This is a genomic window from Actinomadura rubrisoli (assembly GCF_004349215.1).
Lineage (GTDB): Bacteria > Actinomycetota > Actinomycetes > Streptosporangiales > Streptosporangiaceae > Spirillospora > Spirillospora rubrisoli.
In genome coordinates this window covers 1-19,201 of sequence record NZ_SMKU01000176.1, presented here as the reverse complement: position 1 = coordinate 19,201, position 19,201 = coordinate 1, and the positions used below count along the sequence as shown (strand labels likewise).

17 protein-coding genes are annotated in these 19,201 nt (G+C 72.7%); 16 read left to right on the top strand and 1 reads right to left on the bottom strand.

Annotated elements, in window-relative coordinates; translation table 11 throughout:
* Positions 1-96 precede the first annotated feature (96 nt).
* From E1298_RS27910 to metK, 8 genes are all read left to right on the top strand, one after another.
* Complete coding sequence (locus E1298_RS27910) at positions 97-984, top strand: iron-sulfur cluster-binding protein (protein ID WP_131898401.1); 888 nt, start codon at positions 97-99, stop codon at positions 982-984.
* On the top strand, positions 981-1,961 hold the full coding sequence (locus E1298_RS27905) for a dihydroorotate dehydrogenase (RefSeq protein ID WP_131898399.1): 981 nt from the start codon (positions 981-983) through the stop codon (positions 1,959-1,961). The genes E1298_RS27910 and E1298_RS27905 overlap by 4 nt, the downstream gene beginning before the upstream one ends.
* Complete coding sequence (pyrF, locus tag E1298_RS27900) at positions 1,958-2,653, top strand: orotidine-5'-phosphate decarboxylase (protein WP_131898397.1); 696 nt, start codon at positions 1,958-1,960, stop codon at positions 2,651-2,653. Before E1298_RS27905 ends, pyrF begins: the two co-directional genes overlap by 4 nt.
* 799 nt (positions 2,654-3,452) lie before the next feature.
* The gene (gene mihF / locus E1298_RS27895) at positions 3,453-3,779 is read left to right on the top strand and encodes an integration host factor, actinobacterial type (RefSeq protein ID WP_131898395.1); all 327 of its coding nucleotides are present in this window, start codon (positions 3,453-3,455) and stop codon (positions 3,777-3,779) included.
* A 94-nt stretch (positions 3,780-3,873) separates the two neighbouring features.
* The gene (gene gmk / locus E1298_RS27890; RefSeq protein WP_131898403.1) at positions 3,874-4,461 is read left to right on the top strand and encodes a guanylate kinase; all 588 of its coding nucleotides are present in this window, start codon (positions 3,874-3,876) and stop codon (positions 4,459-4,461) included.
* Between the two features lie 55 nt (positions 4,462-4,516).
* Complete coding sequence (gene rpoZ / locus E1298_RS27885; protein WP_131759259.1) at positions 4,517-4,771, top strand: DNA-directed RNA polymerase subunit omega; 255 nt, start codon at positions 4,517-4,519, stop codon at positions 4,769-4,771.
* Between the two features lie 395 nt (positions 4,772-5,166).
* A complete protein-coding gene (gene coaBC / locus E1298_RS27880; RefSeq protein WP_131898393.1) occupies positions 5,167-6,387 on the top strand; it encodes a bifunctional phosphopantothenoylcysteine decarboxylase/phosphopantothenate--cysteine ligase CoaBC in 1,221 nt (406 codons plus the stop codon).
* A 162-nt stretch (positions 6,388-6,549) separates the two neighbouring features.
* Positions 6,550-7,743 carry a methionine adenosyltransferase gene (gene metK / locus E1298_RS27875; RefSeq protein ID WP_131898391.1) on the top strand — a complete coding sequence of 398 codons (1,194 nt, stop codon included), beginning with the start codon at positions 6,550-6,552 and terminating at the stop codon, positions 7,741-7,743.
* A gap of 319 nt (positions 7,744-8,062) precedes the next feature.
* Here the strand turns inward: metK and E1298_RS27870 are convergent, their stop codons facing one another.
* Positions 8,063-9,613: an MFS transporter gene (locus tag E1298_RS27870; RefSeq protein WP_243725851.1), complete on the bottom strand. Its 1,551-nt coding sequence runs from the start codon at positions 9,611-9,613 to the stop codon at positions 8,063-8,065.
* Between the two features lie 260 nt (positions 9,614-9,873).
* Here E1298_RS27870 and E1298_RS27865 point away from each other — a divergent pair, with 260 nt between their 5' ends.
* From E1298_RS27865 to E1298_RS27830, 8 genes are all read left to right on the top strand, one after another.
* On the top strand, positions 9,874-11,988 hold the full coding sequence (locus E1298_RS27865) for a primosomal protein N' (protein ID WP_131898387.1): 2,115 nt from the start codon (positions 9,874-9,876) through the stop codon (positions 11,986-11,988).
* Between the two features lie 16 nt (positions 11,989-12,004).
* Complete coding sequence (locus E1298_RS27860; protein WP_131898385.1) at positions 12,005-13,795, top strand: hypothetical protein; 1,791 nt, start codon at positions 12,005-12,007, stop codon at positions 13,793-13,795.
* A gap of 80 nt (positions 13,796-13,875) precedes the next feature.
* A complete protein-coding gene (gene def, locus E1298_RS27855) occupies positions 13,876-14,421 on the top strand; it encodes a peptide deformylase (RefSeq protein ID WP_131898383.1) in 546 nt (181 codons plus the stop codon).
* 181 nt (positions 14,422-14,602) lie between these two features.
* Entirely contained in the window at positions 14,603-15,529 is a 927-nt protein-coding gene (gene fmt / locus E1298_RS27850; RefSeq protein ID WP_131898381.1) for a methionyl-tRNA formyltransferase, read from the top strand.
* Positions 15,529-16,950 carry an RsmB/NOP family class I SAM-dependent RNA methyltransferase gene (locus E1298_RS27845; protein WP_131898379.1) on the top strand — a complete coding sequence of 474 codons (1,422 nt, stop codon included), beginning with the start codon at positions 15,529-15,531 and terminating at the stop codon, positions 16,948-16,950. Before fmt ends, E1298_RS27845 begins: the two co-directional genes overlap by 1 nt.
* 36 nt (positions 16,951-16,986) lie before the next feature.
* Positions 16,987-17,910 carry a phosphatase PAP2 family protein gene (locus E1298_RS27840; RefSeq protein ID WP_165975690.1) on the top strand — a complete coding sequence of 308 codons (924 nt, stop codon included), beginning with the start codon at positions 16,987-16,989 and terminating at the stop codon, positions 17,908-17,910.
* 12 nt (positions 17,911-17,922) lie between these two features.
* Positions 17,923-18,600, top strand: coding sequence for a ribulose-phosphate 3-epimerase (rpe, locus tag E1298_RS27835; RefSeq protein WP_131898375.1), 678 nt, complete (start codon positions 17,923-17,925; stop codon positions 18,598-18,600).
* A partial coding sequence (locus tag E1298_RS27830) for an HAD-IA family hydrolase (protein WP_243725850.1) occupies positions 18,594-19,201 on the top strand: 608 nt, incomplete at its 3' end. The genes rpe and E1298_RS27830, both read left to right, overlap by 7 nt.

Below are 19,201 nucleotides of genomic sequence, written 5' to 3'. Positions count from 1 at the left end.
GGGGCGTGGCGCCCGGGTGACAGGAGCCGGGCGGGCGGTGGGCGTACGCGATCGGCCGCCGGCCCGCCCGGCGACGCGACGAGGAGAGGGAGACGGGTGTCCGACACACCGGTGCAGACGTCGGCGACGGTTCTGACGGTCCGCCAGGTGCAGGACTACCACGCGATGACGCTGGTGGCCCCGGCCATCGCCGAGCGGTTCAGGCCCGGCCAGTTCGTGGCGGTCGCCGTCGGCGGCGAGCACACGGCCCGCCTGGTCCGCCGCTGCTTCGGAGTGCACGAGGTGAAGTCGGACTACGGCGGCACCGTCGAGGTCGTGTTCGCCGACACCGAACCCGGTACCGCCTGGCTCGCCGGGCGCCGCGCCCGCGACCAGCTCGACCTCGTCGGGCCGCTCGGACGCCCGTTCCGCCTGCCCCGCGACCCCGTCAGCTGCCTGCTCGCCGGCGGCGGGCCCGGCGGCGCCGCCCTGTTCTCGCTCGCCGACTCGCTCCTGCGGCGCGGCTGCCAGGTGCACTTCGTGCTGGGCGGGCCGTCCGGCGGCCAGGTGTTCGGATCCCGCATGGCGCAGCGCATCGGCGACACCGCGACCGTCGCCACCGACGACGGCTCGATGGGGGAGAAGGGCGCCGTCCGCGACGTTCTGCCCCGCGTCATCCAGGAGACGGGCGCCGACGTCGTGTACGCGTGCGGGCCGACGGGCCTGCTGCGGTCGGTCACGCAGGTCGCGACCGACTTCGGGTTGCCGTCCCAGGTGTCGGTCGAAGAATTCCTCCAGCGGACGGGCGCGTGCGGCATCGGCGTGTGCATGACGTGCATGCTCCCCGTCCACGGCGAGGACGGCGTGACCCGCATGGTGCGCGCGTGCGCCGACGGGCCCGTCCTGCGCGGTGACCGCGTCCGCTGGGGCGACCTGGGCACCATCCCGTTCGACGCCCTCGGCGCGCCGCGCGTCCTCAGCGTCTCGGAAGGGGGCTCGCAGTGAGCGACCGGGTCAAGACCACGCTCGGAGCCCTGGAGCTCGCCAATCCGGTCCTGACGGCCTCTGGATGCGGTGGGACGGGACGGGAGCTGGCCCAGTTCTTCGATCTGAGCCGTCTTGGAGCGTTCGTCACCACGTCCGTGATGTCGCAAGCGCGCGCGGGACGTCCCACCCCCCGCGTGACCGAGACCCCCAGCGGGCTGCTCACCGCCATGGGCCTCCCCGGTCCCGGCGTCGAGACGTTCCTGGAACGCGACCTGCCGTGGCTGATCGAGCAGGACGTCCGCACGATCGTCTCCGTCGCGGGCAGCAGCGTCGAGGAGTACGGCGAGCTCGCGCGCCGGCTCCGGAACGTGCCCGGCGTCGCGGGGATCGAGATCAACGTCGCCTGCCCGAACGTCGAGGACCGCGGCCGCATGTTCGGCTGGCACCCGTCCGCCGCCGCGTCCGTCGTCCGCGCCGTCCGCGCCCACGCCAAGCCCGGCGTGCCGATCTTCGCCAAGCTCGCCCCCGACGTCACCGACATCGTGACGATCGCCCTCGCCTGCGTCGACGCGGGCGCGGACGGCCTCACGCTGGTCAACACGATGGAGGGGATGGCGATCGACCCGCGGACCCTCCGCCCGGCCCTCACGGGCGTCTCCGGGGGCCTGTCCGGGCCCGCCATCCGGCCGATCGCCGTCCGCTGCGTCTACCAGGTGCACGCCGCCCTGCCGTCCACGCCCGTCATCGGCGTGGGCGGGATCGCCTCCGGCCTGGACGCGCTGGAGTTCATCCTCGCCGGGGCCTCCGCGGTCGCCCTCGGCACCGCCCTGTTCCACGACCCCACGGCGGGACCGCGCGTCCTGCGCGAGCTGGAAGAGGCCCTCGTGGCCCGCCGCATCGGGCGCCTCGCCGACGCCGTCGGGCTGGCGCACAAGCCCGCCGGCTTCGTGCCGCCCCAGGTGCGCCCCCAAGAGCCCGAGAAGGAGAAGCTGTGACCGCCGCCCCCATCGCCGTCGCCCTGGACGCCCCCGACCTGGAGACGGCCGCGCGCTGGGCCACCCTGGTCACGCCGCACGTCTCCACCGTCAAGGTGGGCCTGGAGCTGTACCTGCGGTACGGGCCGGACGTCGTGGCCAGCGTCCGGGGCGCCAGCCGCGTCCAGGTCTTCCTGGACCTCAAGCTGCACGACATCCCCGCGACCGTCCGGGGTGCCGCGCGCGCGGTGGCGCGGCTCAAGCCGTCCTACCTGACCGTGCACGCCGCCGGGGGGCCCGCCATGATCCGCGAGGCCGTCGAGGCGGCCCCGGCCACCAAGATCGCCGCCGTGACGGTCCTGACGTCGCTGAGGGACGCCGACCTCGCCGCCGTGGGCCTGGAGGGCCCCGCCCCCGACGCCGTCCTGCGCCTGGCGTCCCTGGCCGTCGAGGCGGGCGCTCAGGCCCTGGTGTGCTCGCCGCAGGAGGCCGCCGCCGTCCGCGCCGAGGTTGGGCCCGACATCACCCTGGTCACCCCCGGAGTGCGCCCCGCGGGCGCCGCCGCGCAGGACCAGGCGCGCATCGCCACCCCCGAGGCCGCCCTCGCCGCCGGCGCGGACCTGCTGGTCATCGGCCGTCCCATCACCGGCGCGCCCGACCCGGGCGCCGCCGCCGCCGGCATCGCCGCCGCCCTCCGCCGCACCTCCGCCTGAGGGGCGTATGAAGGCGCGCGGCGGCCTCCGCGCGCGCACGTATGACAGAAGCGCTTTGTGGGCCGCGATTAGCGCCGGGCGTTCTAGGGCGTGCTGGATCGCCCTTTGTCGTTTTCCTCGGATAGCGAATGGGACGGCGGTCACTTCCGCAATGCGGTACGCACCGAACGGTGAAGTCGGTTCAGACGGGGCAGCACGTTTGCCGGGACCGTGACTCCGAGTTGTCCCGGCGGTTCCGGTGGAATCGTTTCCGCGGCGATGCGTCCCGGGGGGAGCGCGGCGGCGCGCGGCGGCTCGCGGGGGAGCGGGAGCTGGAGGAGGCGGCGGCTCCGGAAGGCGTAACGATCTTGGCGGGCGGCGTGCTGACGAGGATGGCAGGCGCGGTGGCGCCCCGACGTGCGGAACGGCGCGGCGTGACGAGTGTCACTAGGCCCCGGCGACATGTGTGCGACGTCACATCGGCGCCTCCGCGGACCCCGCGCGGACGGCCCGGAAGGGTGGCGGGATCATGGTCGCGGGCCCCCGAACCCGTCCGACCGAGGTGGCAGATGGGTACTGAGTGCCACAAATAGGGTCAGAAAGGGGGGATTTTCACGATCATGCGAAAGTCCCAGCAAGGCAAGGGGATGGGTGCCTGAGGGCCCGAGTTGTGTACACTCGGTATTCAGGACACTCCGGGGAGTGATATTCGTGATTTTGTGGCGGGCTAAACGGCACTTCACGTTGCCTTATGGGGCGTGAACTCGCTAGTTTCCCAACCCGTCCGACTCCGTCGAGTGGAAACCTGAGGTGACCCGGCGTGGCTCTTCCGCCCCTAACCCCCGAACAGCGCGCCGCAGCCCTGGAGAAGGCTGCCAAGGCCCGCAAGGAGCGTGCCGAGGTAAAGAACCGGCTCAAGCACGGAGGAACCTCGCTCGCCGAGGTTCTCAAGGAGGGTCAGACCGACGATGTCGTCGGCAAGATGAAGGTGTCGGCCCTCCTGGAATCCTTGCCCGGTGTGGGCAAGGTGCGTGCGAAGCAGATCATGGAGCGTCTGGGCATCGCCGAGTCCCGCCGTGTGCGGGGCCTCGGCGCCAACCAGCGCGCCTCCCTGGAGCGTGAGTTCGGCGGAAGTGCGAACCGCTGACGCGCGACTCACGGACGGGCGCGGCGGCGAGTCCGCCGCGGCCGGCTCGGGTCACCCCGAACCCGGCTCCATCCCGTCCGGCTCCGGCGCACCCATTCCTGCGCCGGACGGCTCCAACCCGCATGGACCGCTCGTCCGGCGGCTGACGGTCCTCTCCGGGCCGTCAGGCGTCGGCAAGAGCACGGTCGTCGCCGAGATCCGGCGCTCACACCCGCTGGTGTGGCTGTCGGTCTCGGTGACCACCCGCTCCCCCCGACCGGGCGAGACCCACGGTGTGCAGTACTTCTTCGTCGACGACGCCGGTTTCGACCGGCTCGTCGCCGAAGGGGAGCTGCTCGAATGGGCGGAGTTCGCGGGCAACCGCTACGGCACCCCGCGCAGGCCCGTCGAGGAACGGCTGTCCCGAGGCGAGCCCGTGCTCCTGGAGATCGACCTCCAGGGCGCCCGGCAGGTCCGGCGGTCGATGCCCGGGGCGCGCCTGGTCTTCCTCGCCCCGCCCTCCTGGGAGGAGCTCGTCCGCCGCCTCACCGGCCGCGGCACCGAACCCCCCGAGGTCATCGAACGCCGCCTCGACGCCGCCCGCGTCGAGCTGGCCGCCGAGAAGGAGTTCGACGTCACACTGGTCAACACGTCCGTCCAGGACGTATGCCATGAGCTGGTAACCTTGATGGCTGTTCACTAGTGACCCTCCGCCCCTCGCGGCGGACGGGGATCGCACCCAAGGGGAAGGCCACCGAGTGGCAACCAGCAATGAGGGAATCACCAACCCGTCGATCGACGAGCTCCTCGAAGTCGTCGACACCAAGTACGGGCTCGTGAGCATCGCCGCCAAGCGCGCGCGGCAGATCAACGCCTACTACGCCCAGCTGGGCGAGGGCCTGCTGGAGTACGTCGGCCCGCTCGTCGAGACGCAGGTCCAGGAGAAGCCCCTCTCCATCGCGCTCCGCGAAACCCGCGAAGGCCTGCTGAACGCCGAGCCCATCGAGGGGTAGTGCTTATTGCAGTGCCCTTGGCGTCAGGCGCTAGAGCGCCTTCCTTCGGCGGGCACTGCGGCGATCGCTGCATCGCTCCGACTCGCCCAGGGGCTCGCTGCGCGATCAGGTTCTCGCACGCTCGAACCTGGCTTCGCACGCGATCGCAACGCTCGGGTCGTTGACTGCTGAGGTAACTACCGGCTCGCTGTCGCGGCCTTGACGTCGCCGGTCTCCCTCCTGCCGCTGGCGCCGCGTGATGGCTTGGCTTGGCCCGGCTCGCTGTGCGGGCGGGTTTTCGCTGGCTCCAACCGGTCTCGCGCGATCGCGGCCGTTCGGGGGTGTCCTGTTGATGGGACAATCGATCGTGGGCCGGTTGGTGGAGCAAGGCGAGGGTTGAGGAAGAGTGTGGTGATGTGACCTCCCGTAAGCCTCGTGTTGTGCTCGGTGTTAGTGCTGGTATCGCTGCGTATAAGGCGTGTGAGCTGCTTCGGCGGCTCACCGAGTCCGGTCATGACGTGCACGTCGTTCCGACCGCCGACGCGTTGCGCTTCGTCGGCGAGCCGACCTGGGCGGCGCTGTCGGGCAATCCCGTCTCGTCGCAGGTGTGGGACGGCGTCGCCGAGGTGCCGCACGTCCGGCTCGGGCAGTCCGCCGACCTGGTGTTCGTCGCGCCCGCCACCGCCGACCTGCTCGCCAGGGCGGCGCACGGCCTGGCCGACGGTCTGCTCACCAACACGCTGCTCACCGCCCACTGCCCGGTCGTGTTCGCCCCCGCGATGCACACCGAGATGTGGGAGCACCCGGCGACGAGGGCGAACGTGGCGACCCTGCGGGCCCGGGGCGCGATCGTGGTCGACCCGGCGTCCGGACGGCTGACGGGCAAGGACACCGGCCCCGGGCGCCTGCCCGACCCGTCCGAGCTGTTCGAGGTCGCCCGGCACGTCCTGGCCCGCGGCGCCGACGGCCGCGACCTCGCCGGACGGCACGTGGTCGTGTCCGCCGGCGGTACCCGCGAGGCGATCGACCCGGTGCGCTTCATCGGCAACCGCTCCTCCGGCCTCCAGGGGTACGCCCTGGCGCGGACGGCCGTCGCCCGCGGCGCCCGCGTGACGCTCGTCGCCGCCAACGTGGCCCTGCCCGACCCGGCCGGGGCGCACGTCGTCCCCGTGGGATCGGCCGAGGAGATGCGCAAGGCCGTCTTGGAGGCCGCCGGTGCCGCCGACGCGGTCGTCATGGCCGCCGCGGTCGCCGACTTCCGGCCCGCCGACTACCAGGGCTCGAAGATCAAGAAGGCCGAGAGCGCGGAACCCGCGCCCATCCGGCTGGCCAAGAACGCCGACATCCTGGCCGAACTCGGCCAGCGCCGCACTCCCGGCCAGGTGATCGTCGGCTTCGCCGCCGAGACCGACGACGTCCTCGCCAACGGCCGGGCCAAGCTCGCCCGCAAAGGCAGCGACCTGCTCGTCGTCAACCAGGTCGGCGAGGACCTCACCTTCGGCCGTCCCGACAACGCGGCGGTCGTCCTGGGCGCAGACGGCTCGCACACCGAGGTGTCGCGCGGTGCCAAGGAGGCGCTCGCCGAGACCGTCTGGGATCTCGTCGCCGCCCGCCTGGCGCCCGCGTCCCCGGACTGACCGGGATCTCCGTCCTGACCAGTGCCCGACCGCCGTCCCGCTAGACTTTGCCTTTAGACCCTTGGGCAACCCAGGGCGGGGGGGCGGCGTCCCTCCACAGAACTCGACAAGAATCCGTCTCCTGCGACGTCAGTCAGCAGCCGCTGCAAGGAGTGCACGTACGTGTCTCGCCGCCTGTTCACCTCCGAGTCCGTCACCGAAGGACACCCGGACAAGATTGCGGACCAGATCAGCGACGCGATCCTCGACTCGATGCTCAAGGACGACCCGAAGAGCCGGGTCGCCGTCGAGACCATGATCACGACCGGTCAGGTGCACGTGGCCGGTGAGGTCACCACCGAGACCTACGTGGACATCCCGGGCGTGATCCGGGAGAAGATCCTCGATATCGGCTACGACTCGTCCAAGAAGGGCTTCGACGGGCACTCCTGCGGCGTGTCGGTGTCCATCGGCGCGCAGTCGCCCGACATCGCCCAGGGCGTCGACGACGCCTACGAGACCCGCGAGGGCGAGGGGCTGGACGACCTCGACCGCCAGGGCGCCGGCGACCAGGGCCTGATGTTCGGCTACGCGACGAACGAGACCCCCGAGCTGATGCCGCTGCCGATCACCGTCGCGCACAAGCTCGCGCGCCGCCTGTCCGCGGTCCGTAAGAACGGCGACGTCCCCTACCTGCGCCCCGACGGCAAGACCCAGGTCACCATCGAGTACGACGGCGAGCGCGCCGTCCGCCTCGACACCGTCGTGGTGTCCAGCCAGCACGCTCCCGACATCGACCTCAAGGAGCTGCTGACCCCGGACGTCAAGGAGCACGTCGTCGATCCGGTGCTCGCCGAGTTCGACCTCGACACAAGCGGCTACCGGCTGCTGGTCAACCCGACCGGCCGCTTCGAGATCGGCGGCCCGATGGGCGACGCCGGCCTCACCGGCCGCAAGATCATCGTTGACACCTACGGTGGCATGGCCCGCCACGGCGGCGGCGCCTTCTCCGGCAAGGACCCGTCCAAGGTCGACCGCTCCGCCGCGTACGCGATGCGCTGGGTCGCCAAGAACATCGTCGCCGCCGGCCTCGCCGACCGCGCCGAGGTCCAGGTCGCCTACGCGATCGGCAAGGCCCACCCGGTCGGCGTCTTCGTGGAGACCTTCGGCACCGAGAAGGTCTCGACCGCCAAGATCCAGGCCGCCGTCACCGAGGTCTTCGACCTCCGCCCGGCCGCGCTCGTCCGCGACTTGGACCTCCTCCGCCCGATCTACCAGCAGACCGCCGCCTACGGCCACTTCGGCCGCGAGGAGCCCGACTTCTCCTGGGAGTCGACCGACCGCGCCAAGGCCCTCTCCGTCTCCGCCGGTCTCTGACCCGAACCCCCACCACCGCTACGCCAAGAGGGCTTCCGGCTCCGTCCGGGAGCCCTCTTCGCGCACCCAGAACACCGCCGGAGGGCGCGGGGGCGGCTGGACGTCCTGGGATTGCTTCTGGCGGCCTCGGGGACGGCGGCCCTCACCCTGGGGCTCGCGTAGCCGGAAAGGGCGGCTCCGGCGTTGTGCGGGCCGCGCGGGAGGGGCGTCCATCGCGTCCGCGCTTGCCGTGGTCCTGACCGTCCAGCTGTGTCGCAGGAAGAGCGCTCAAGGGTGCGGGAGCGCCGGGGCTCCCGCGCTGGTTAGGAAAGACTGGCGGTCAGGTCTGGCAATGGTTCCCCCGGCGCACGCCGTAGCGTGCGGCGAGGGTGTAGCGGCCCGGGCTTTCGACGTTCATCCGGACGAAGTCGCCCTCGCGCGCGAGGCAGCCCTTCCCGCCGGTGACGCTGAGCCACGGGGACCACGAGACCCGCACCAGGGTCGAGCCGCGGGACGGTACGTCGACGACGAGCTCACCGGAGTTGATCCGCTTGACCTTGGCGGGCTGGTCGACCAGGGGAGTGGGGTTCGAGACGCGGAACAGCCGGAAGTAGGGGTCCCGCCACACCTCTGTGAGGTACGGCTGGCCTCCGTCCACGAGGGCGGCCTCGGCGCGCGCGGACCAGTCGGTCTCCTGTTCGGGCAGGACGACGTAGTGCACCGCCCACTTGTGCAGCCAGTCGCGGTAGGACTCGGCCGTGAGGGCGCCTTCTTTGTAGAAGAGCTCATGGCGTTCGGCGTCGACCTGGCGGTTCCAGCCCCGCGCGAGGATGAAGTGACGGCTCAGCCCGGACGACTCCCAGTGGGAGCGGAGCGGGACGACCTCGATGCGGGAGTCGCGGGCGCCGAGCGCCTTCATCTCGGCGATCAGGCCACGGGCGTGTCCTGCGGCGGAGCCGGCGGGCTCTGTGTGGATCAGGTCGTCCACGGGTTTCACCACCTGCCAGGACGCCGTGACGATGAACGCCAGGGACAGCACGGCGATGCGCAGGCGGCCGGGCGCGCGCGCGACGGCGGACAGGAGGAACATGCCGCCGAACAGGAGCGAGAGGCGTTCGACGTTGCTCCCGACAGGGGACGGGATCAGCCAGGAGAGCCCGATGCCGAGCAGGTAGATGCCCGCGCCGACCCGGATGATCCGCCAGCTCTTCGGCGCGCACAGCAGCATCGCGACCGCGCTGGTGATGGTCGGAAGCACGATCGCGTCGAGCGAGATCGGCTGGACGCCGCTGAACGGGAACAGCAGGCTCGTCGTCCCGACCACGATCGGCGGGCCGGCCGCCAGGCACACCCCTGCGCGGCGGCGTCCGGTCAGGAACAGCGCGGCCGCCAGCACCATGATGAACAGCCCCGCCACCGGGCTCGACAGGGTGGCCAGCAGGCCGAGCCCCACCATGCCCGCGGCGCGCAGGGCCGGAGTGCCGCGACCGGTGAACGCGACGAAGACGGCGGCCAAGGCGAACAGCAGGCCGAGCCCGAACGTGACCCGGCCGGAGGCCGAGTTGCACGAGAGCGCGAAGGCGGCCCAGAGCGCGGCGGGCAGCGCGACCGGGGCCTTGAACCGCACCAGCAGGGTCGCGGTGAGGGCCGCCGAGAGCGTGCCCGCCACCACGGCGACCGTGCGGATGCCGAACAGCGCCATCAGGTACGGCGAAAGGACGCTGTAGGACGCGGGGTGCATGCCGCCGTACCAGGCGAAGCTGTAGGCCGCGCTCGGGTGCTTCCAGGCGAAGTCGGTCCAGGCGGCCTGGGCCGCAAGGTCGCCGCCTTCGGTGGCGAGGAAGAGCGCCCACACCAGGTGCAGCACGCCGGCGGCCACCGTGGCGGCCACCACGGGATTGCGCGGGTTGACCCAATGTCTCCATCGGGAGGGGGCGGACGGTTCGGCGGGACGGCGCGACGGTCCGTGCTGGACCGGGGCGTCCGTCCGCTCTGGAGTATGTGCTGTGGTCACATCGCCTGCACGGGCTCGTCGGACGGCGGGGGCGCGGAGGGCATCGGGCAATGATCCAACGTACGCGCCCTGTTCTAACGGATCACACACCCTAGCGTGCGGGGATGACTGTCGGGTTGATCTGGTAGGACGGGGACGTGACGAAGGACGGCGGGGGAGCGGAGCTGATCCCGGGCCTGGACGACCTTCCCCGGGCTCCCGCGGGCAGGGCGAACGGCGCGCCGTCCAACGCGTCCAAGACCTCCGACAAGGCCGCGGGGAAGGGGAAGAAGGGGGCGCGCCGCCCCGCCGAGGACCTTCCCGTCGCGCGGGTCGCGGTCGACATGTCCCTTCCGCATCTCGACCGCCCGTTCGACTACCTGGTGCCCGTCGAGCTGGACGCCAGGGCCGTGCCGGGGTGCCGGGTGAGGGTGCGTTTCGCGGGGCAGCTCGTCGACGGGTTCCTTCTGGAACGTGCCGCCGAGAGCGACCATGAGGGGCGCCTGTCGTACCTGGAGCGGGTGACCTCGCCCGAGCCCGTCCTCACCCCGGAGATCGCGGCTCTGGCCCGCGAGGTGGCCGGCCGCTACGCCGGGACGTTCGCCGACGTGATCCGCCTCGCCATCCCGCCGCGCCACGCGCGCGTCGAGGCCGAACCCGTTCCCGAACCTGTGTCCGAGCCTTCGGCCGAAGGGGGGGAGGGCGGCGTCCAGGCCGGGGTCTGGGCGGAGTACCCGGCCGGGGCGTCGTTCCTGGGCGCCCTGGCGGCCGGCAGGGCGCCACGGGCGGTCTGGACGGCGCTGCCCGGTCCCGACTGGGCGGCCGCCATCGCGCGGGCCGTCGCGGTCACGTTGCAGGCCGGGCGCGGAGCGTTGGTCGTGATGGCCGATGGACGCGACGTGGCGCTGGTCGACGCGGCGCTGAAGCGGGAACTGGGCGAGGGACGGCATGTCGCGCTCACGGCGGAGCCGGGCCCGGCCGAGCGGTACCGCAGGTGGCTGGCCGTCCTGCGGGGCACGGCACGGGCGGTGGTCGGCACGCGCGCCGCGATGTTCGCGCCGGTCGCCGATCTGGGGTTCGTCGTCCTGTGGGACGACGGCGACGACGTCCACGCCGAGCCGCACGCCCCGTACCCGCATCCTCGCGAGGTGCTCGCCCTGCGCGCGCACAGGACGGGAGCGGGGGCGCTCATAGGCGGGTTCACCAGGACCACGGACGCGACCCAGCTGGTGGAGTCGGGCTGGGCGCACGCCCTGGCGGCGGATAGGACGCGCATCCGTGAGGTCATGCCGCGCGTTCGGTACGTGGGGGAGGACGCGCAGCTCGCCCGTGACGGGGCGGCCCGCACGGCGCGCCTGCCCAACGTGGCGTTCGAGGCGGCCAGGGGTGCGCTGGGCGATGGGCCGGTCCTGGTGCAGGTGCCTAGGCGCGGCTACGTGCCGGGCATAGCGTGCGGCCGGTGCCGTACCCCGGCGCAGTGCGGAGCCTGCCAGGGGCCGTTGGCGCTGTCGTCGTCCCATGCCGCCCCGTACTGCCGGTGGTGCGGCCGTATCGCGGGTGACTGGCACTGTCCCGAGTGCGGTTTCTTCCAGGTGCGCGCGATGGTGGTGGGCGCGAAGCGCACGGCCGAGGAGCTGGGCAGAGCGTTCCCGGGGGTGCCGGTGCGCACGTCCGGCAAGGACGCGATTCTCGAACGGGTCGGGCCGGAGCGGGCTCTCGTGGTGTCCACGCCGGGCGCCGAGCCGCCCGCGGAAGGCGGCTACACGGCCGCGCTGCTGCTGGACGGCTGGGTGCTGCTCGGACGGCCCGATCTGCGGGCCGGTGAAGAGACGCTCCGGCGCTGGATGAACGCGGCGTCGCTCGTCCGTCCGGCGGGGCCGGTGGTGGTGTCCGCTGAGGGATCGCTTCCGGCCGTCCAGGCTCTCGTCCGGTGGGATCCGGTGACGTATGCGGAGCGGGAACTGGCGGAGCGCCGGGAGGTGGGTTTTCCTCCGGCCGCGCGGATGGCCTCGCTGACCGCGTCTCCTGCGGCCATACGGGAACTCCTGGCCGACGCACGGTTGCCCGATGACGCGGAGGTGCTCGGGCCCGTCCCCGTGCCCGTCCCGCAGGGCGCTGCGGAGGGCCAGGAGAGGGAGCGTGCGCTGATCCGCGTGCCGAGGGCCGCAGGGCCCGCCCTGGCGCGCGCACTCAAGGAGGCGCAGGGCGTTCGCAGCGCGCGTAAGGCGACGGAGACTGTACGAGTCCAGATCGACCCCCTGGAGCTGATCTGACCAATAGGGTTCTCGCGTGGCCGACAATTGGGTGGAGACGACCGCGGGCGAGCTGCGGCATTGGGCGGGCGAGCGCGGCGAGGCGCTGGACGAGCAGGGAGCGAGGCTCCTGCTCGACCTCGCACGGGAGGAACTGGGGCTCGCCGGGCCTGACGAACTGACCCCGGAGGGGCTCCGCGCGCTGCTGCTGGAGGTCTTTCCCGAGGCGGTCGTCGCGGGTGCCGACGAGGTTCCGTCCGTCCTGGACACCCTTCGCGGGGTGGTCGCCTTCCTGCGCGGCACCGGCGCCGTGTCCGAACCCGCCGCGGCGGCCCTGGAGGCCGAGATCGAGCGGATCGCGCCCGAGTTCGCCGCGGTGGTCGCCGAGACCGACACCGCCGAGCGGGAGGCCGCGGCCGAGGTCGTCGCCGGGCTGATGCAGGCCGACGGGATCGCCCTGGACGACCAGGAGGCCGTCGACGAATGGGTGCGCGAGTTCGAGGCGCTGCCCGAGGACGAGCGCTACGCCCGCACGGAGGAGTACCTGCGGCAGACGGAGGAGCTGGTGGTTCCGCCCGTCCGGCTGGCGCCTCAGGGCGAGCTGGCCGCCGCCGTCCGCCGGTCCAAGCTGACCGAGCAGGTCCTGGCGCTGGCCGCCTGGGCGGGCAAGCGCCCGCTCAGCGAGCACGACCAGCTCAGCGAGGACGACGCCGAGGACGCCGCGCGCGCGCTCGGCCTGGACGTTCCGCGGCGCCACGGCCAGGTGGAGGACGAGGCGGGGCTGGAGCGGCTCTGGTGGGCCGCCGTCGAGGCCAAGGTGATCACCACCGAGGACGGCGTCGCCGGGCCGGGCCCGGCCCTGGACGGGCTGGAGTCCGACGACGACGCCGCGGTGCTGGACGCCTGGCTGCCCCTGTTCGACTCTGTCGTGGTGCCCGAGCACGACCCGGAGGACGGCCTGGACGCGCTCGAACTCGTCCAGAACGAGCTGACCGGCGTGCTCATCCACCTGTACGAGCAGGAGGACCCGACCGCCCCTCAGGCCCTGCTCGACGCGCTGCTCGACCACGTCGGCGAGAACTACGACCTGTCCGACGAGAACGCGATGTCCACGCTCGTCAAGGACGCCTTCTTCCTGGAACTGGGCGTCCTGGAGGAGTGGGGCGTCATCGAGCCCGCCGGCGGAGGCCGCGCGCTCACCCCGCTGGGCGTCTGGGCCGTACGGCAACTGCTGCTGACCGACGGGTTCGTCGCGCCCGTTGTAGGCGATCTGTCGGGCGCGTCGGCCGCCGACCTGGTGGAGGGGCTCGTCTGGCACCGTGCGGACACCGCCGAAGAGGAGATCGTGGGCTGGCTGGCCGCCCACGACGCCAAGGACGCCGCCGCCGACCTCCTGGACGTGATGCGCACCGGGGGGCCCGGAGCCCGCAACCTGGCCGCCGCCGTCCTGCACCGGATCGGCCCCGAGGCGGCACCGGTCGTCCGGGCCGCGCAGGGGCACCCCCTTGTCTCGCCCTACGCCGCGCTCTGGCTGAACGCCATCGGCGATCCGTCCGGACGTGAACTGGGCCGGGACGAGTACCTCTGGGTGTTCGTGGACACCGTCGCCGGGATGCTGGAGACCGCCGAGCCCGCCGAGGCCGTCGACGCGGCCATCGCCGACGCGCCGCCTGGAGCGGAGATGCGTGCGATGATCGACGAGCTCTGGCGGACCGACCACGCCGATGTGGCCGAGGTCCTGGACGCCCTGGGCGAGCACCACCCCGACAAGGTGACCGCCAAGGCCGCCCGTACCGCGGCCTACAAGGCGCGCTCGGCGCACACGTGAGCACGCGGCAGCGTGTGAGGTACGCGTGACGCCTCCGTAGACTGGACGGAGCATCCCACCCGCAGGAAACGGAGTCCTCGTTGGCCGTCAAGCCCATCCGCCTTTTCGGTGACCCTGTGCTGCGCACGCCCGCGGAGCCGGTGAAGGACTTCGACAAGGAGCTGCGCCAGCTCGTCAAGGACCTCACCGACACGATGATCGACGCTCCCGGCGCGGGCCTGGCCGCGCCGCAGCTCGGCGTGGGCCTGCGGGTGTTCGCCTACTACGTCGACGACCGTCTCGGGCACGTGGTCAACCCCACCCTGGACCTGTCGGACGAGCAGGAGACCGACGACGAGGGCTGCCTGTCCCTGCCCGGCCTGGCGTTCCCCACGCCGCGCTCGGTGAGCGCCGTCGCCAAGGGCTTCAACATGCACGGCGAGCCCATCACGCTGGAGGGCACGCACCTGCTGGCGCGGTGCGTCCAGCACGAGACCGACCACCTCGACGGCATCATCTTCATCGACCGGATGGACGCCGAGCAGCGCAAGGCCGCGATGAAGGCGATCCGGGAGGCCGAGTGGTTCGGCGACCCGGCGCCCGTCGTGAAGGAGTCGCCGCACCGCACCTTCGGGAAGGCGATCTGAGCCGATGCGTCTAGCTCGCTTGGAAGCGCAGCGCGGGTATCCCCGCGGTCGGGGGTGGAGCCGATGCGCCTAGCCTGTTTGGAAGCGCAGCGCGGGTATCCCCGCAGTCGGGGGTGGAGCCGATGCGCCTAGCCTGTTTGGAAGCGCAGCGTGGGTACCCCCGCGGCGGGGGGTGGAGCCGATGCGCCTAGTGTTCGCGGGTACCCCCGAGACGGCCCTCCCGGCCCTGGAAGCGCTTCTGGCGTCCTCGCACGAGGTGGCCGCGGTCGTGACCCGGCCCGACGCCCCCGCGGGCCGTGGGCGGCATCTGGTGGCCGGCCCGGTGGGTGCCCGGGCCGCCGAGGCCGGCGTCGAGGTGCTCAAGCCCGCCAAGGCGCGCGACCCCGAGTTCCTCGACCGGCTCCGGGCCATCGCGCCCGACTGCTGCCCGGTCGTCGCTTATGGGGCCCTGCTGCCCCGCGAGGCCCTGGACATCCCCCGGCACGGCTGGGTCAACCTGCACTTCTCGCTGCTGCCCGCATGGCGCGGCGCCGCCCCCGTGCAGCGGGCGATCCTGCACGGCGACGACGTGACCGGCGCGGCCACGTTCCAGATCGAAGAGGGGCTGGACACCGGCCCGGTCTACGGCGTGCTCACCGAACCCATCCGCCCGACCGACACCACCGGCGAACTGTTGAGCCGCCTGGCCGTCGCCGGTGCGGGCCTTCTGGTGGACACGATGAACGGCATCGAGGCGGGCGTGCTGGAGCCGCGTCCGCAGCCCGCCGAAGGCGTGTCCACCGCCGCGAAGCTGAACCCGGAGGACGGCCACGTCGACTGGCACACCCCCGCTCAGCACATCGACCGCCTGATCCGCGCCTGCACGCCGGCGCCCGGCGCCTGGACGAGCTTCCGCGACACCCGGGTCAAGCTCGGTCCCGTCCGTCCGGCGCCCGACGCCGACAAGCTGAGCCCCGGCGAGCTGCGTTCAGGCAAGAAGGAGGTGCTGGTCGGCACGGCCACGCACCCCGTCGTGCTCGGCGAGGTCCAGCCGCAGGGCAAGCGCCGTATGGCCGCCGCCGACTGGGTGCGCGGTGTGAACCTCATCGGTAAGGACGCGCTGCACTGATGCCGCCCACTCGCAACCGCCGCGGCGACCGGGACAAGACCCGCAGGCCCGGCGGGCCGCGCCGGACGGGACGTCCCCAGGACCTCGTCCGGCGCACCGCGTTCGACGTCATCCGCGCCGTCGAGACCCGCGACGCGTACGCGAACCTGCTGCTGCCCTCCCGCCTGCGCGACCGCGGCCTCACCGGCCGCGACGCCGCCCTCGCCACCGAGCTGACCTACGGCACGCTGCGCGGCCGGGGCACCTACGACGCGGTGCTGGCGCTGTGCAGCGACCGGGAGCTGCGCCGTATCGACGCCCCGCTGCTGGACGTGCTGCGCCTTGGCGCGCACCAGATCCTCGGCACCCGCATCCCGCCGCACGCCGCGGTGGGGACCGCGGTCGAGCTGGCGCGCTCGGTGTCGGGCCCCGGCCAGGCCAAGTTCGCCAACGCGGTGCTGCGCAAGGTCGCCGGCCGCGACCTGGACGCCTGGCTCGCGATCGTCGCGCCCCCGGACGCCGACACGACCACCCGGCTCTCGATCGCGCACAGCCACCCCAAGTGGATCGTGTCCGCGCTCCGCGACGCCCTGGGGCCCGACCGCGACGAGATCGATGCGCTCCTCGCGGCCGACAACGCGCGTCCCCTGGTGACCCTTGTGGCTCGTCCGGGACGCGCCACGCTTGAGGAGCTGTACGAGGCGGGTGCCGAGCCCGCCCCCTACTCGCCCTATGCCGCCGTGTTGTCCGAGGGAGACCCGGCAGGTGTCGCCGCCGTCCGCGACGGGCGCGCGGCCGTCCAGGACGAGGCCAGCCAGATGGTCGCCTTGGCGCTGACCGCCGCCCCCTTGGACGGCCGGGACTCCCGCTGGGCGGACCTGTGCGCGGGCCCCGGCGGCAAGGCCGGCCTCCTGTCCGCGCTCGCCACCGAGCGGGGCGCGCGCCTCCTCGCCTCGGACGTCCAGCCGCACCGCGCCGGACTGGTCGTGCACGCGGTGGACGACCAATCCGGCATCATCGCCGCCGACGGCACCGTCCCGGCGTGGCGGCCTGGGGCGTTCGACCGCGTCATAGTGGACGCCCCCTGCACCGGCCTGGGCGCGCTCCGGCGCCGTCCAGAGGCCCGCTGGCGTCGTGGTCCCGGATCGGTCGCCGAACTGGGATCGCTGCAACGCAAGCTGCTCACCAATGCGCTGGATTCGGTCCGTCCCGGCGGTGTGGTCGCCTACGTCACCTGCTCGCCGCACCTTGCCGAGACACGGGTGGTCGTCGACGACGTCCTGCGCGCGCGCCAGGACGTCGAACGGCTCGACTCCCCGGCCGTCCTGGCGTCGGTCGCCCCGGACCTCACCGGTCTCGGCGAGGGTCCGTACGCCCAGTTCTGGCCCCACCGGCACGGCACCGACGCGATGTTCCTGGCCCTCCTACGCCGCACGGACTGACCGGGAGGGGCCGTCCTGACCGCTTTCATGCACGTCATGTCGTACCTGGGCAGCGCCGGGTTCTACATTCCGCTGCTGGTGGCGGTGTACTGGTGCGCGGCCCCCACCCTCGCGGCACGGGCCACGATCATCCTGTCGCTCGGCTCGGTGCTCAACACCGTCCTCAAGCTGGTCTTCCACTCGCCCCGCCCGTACTGGACGGACCCGTCCATCACCGGGCACGAGTCAAGAGTCTCGTTCGGGATGCCGTCCGGGCACGCGCAGAACGCGGTGGCCGCGTGGGGATTCCTGGCGACGCGCACGCGGCGCTGGTTCCTGTGGGCGGGTGCCGTGGTCGTCATCGTCCTCATCGGCGTCTCCAGGGTGTACCTGGGCGTGCACTCGGTAGGCCAGGTGCTCGCCGGGTGGGCCATCGGGCTGGTGACGCTCGTCGTCGCGCTGCGGCTGGAACCCATCGTCATCCCCTGGTGGGTCCGGCGTCCCCTGGCCGTCCAGGTGGCCCTCGCATTGGCGGTCTCCTTGCTCTTCCTGGGAGCCGCCTGGGGCGCGGTCCACTCGCTCAGCGGATGGCAGTGGCCGGACGCCTGGGCACGGGCCATCACAGCGGCGGGAGGCCGGACCCGCGCCATCACCCTGAACGAAGTGTCCGCGGCCACAGGGGGCCTCTTCGGAGTCCTCGCCGGAACCTCCGTCCTGGCGGCCCGTGGCTGGTTCGACGCACAGGGCGAACCTTGGCAGCGCCTGGCGCGCCTCCCCGTCGGCGTTCTGGGCGCCCTGGCCCTCTACGCACTCGGCTCCTATCTCGGAACCCACCCGATCCAGGTCTTCATCGCCCAGGCCCTGATCGGGCTATGGGTGACCGCGGGGGCGCCGGAGGCGTTCATGTGGCTCCGGCTGGCCGGACGTCCTACCCGTCCGATCACCCGGGCGGGTGATGGGGCCGCCGAAGTACGGCAATAGACTCGGATCATCATGGCTCCGCAGATCTCACCCAGCATCCTGTCCGCCGACTTCGCCCGGCTCGCCGAGGACGTCGCGCTCATCGCCGACGCCGCCGACTGGGTGCACGTCGACGTCATGGACAACCACTTCGTGCCCAACCTCACCCTGGGGCTGCCGGTCGTGGAGGCGCTGCTCAAGACCAGCGCGCTGCCGCTCGACTGCCACCTCATGATCGAGGACCCGGACCGCTGGGCCCCGCAGTACGCCGAGGCGGGCGCGGGAAGCGTCACCATCCACGCCGAGGCCGCCAAGGCCCCGATCCGCACCCTGCGCACCATCCGCGCCGAGGGCGCGCGCGCTGGGCTGGGCGTCAACCCGGCCACGCCGGTGGACGGCCTCGAAGACCTCCTCGGTGAGATCGACATGCTCCTGCTCATGACCGTCGAGCCCGGGTTCGGCGGCCAGAGGTTCCTCGACGTCGTCCTGCCGAAGGTCCGCCGCGCCCGCGAGCTGATCAAGGGCCGCGACCTGCCCGTGTGGCTCCAGGTGGACGGCGGCGTCAGCGCCGAGACCATCGAGCGCTGCGCCGACGCGGGCGCCGACGTGTTCGTGGCGGGCAGCGCCGTCTACGGCGCGCAGGACCCGGCCGAGGCCGTCCGGAAGCTGAAGAGCCAGGCCGAGGCCGCGACGGCCGGCGCCGCATGGTGACCCTGACCTGCGCCGCGATCCTGTTCGACGTCGACGGCACCCTGATCGACTCCACGCCGCTGATCGAGTGGGCGGCGCGCGAGTGGGCGGCAGATTACGGCATCGACGCCGACGAGTTCCTGTCGGACGCCCATGGCCGCCGCACGTCCGACCGCGTGGCCGACTTCCTCCCGCCCGACCAGGTCCGCGCGGCCACCGAGCACCTCGACGCGCTGGAGGCCACCCGCACGGACGGCATCACCGCGCTCCCGGGCGTCCTCGACCTGCTGGCGGACATGAACGGCCTGCCGTGGGCCCTCGTCACCTCGATGGACCGGGGCCAGCTCGCGACGCGCGCCGAGGTGACCGGCGTGCCCCTGCCGTCCGTCGTCATCACGGCCGAGGACGTCGCGCGCGGCAAGCCCGACCCGTCCGGCTACCGCCTGGCCGCCGAGCGCCTGGGCGTGGACCCGGCCGACTGCGTCGTCATCGAAGACGCCCCCGCCGGAATAGCCGCCGGCCGCGCCGCAGGCGCCACCGTCCTGGCGGTCGCGACCAGCCACGACCCCACGGAACTCACCGGGGCCCACCACGCCATCCCCAACCTGACCCACATAAGCCC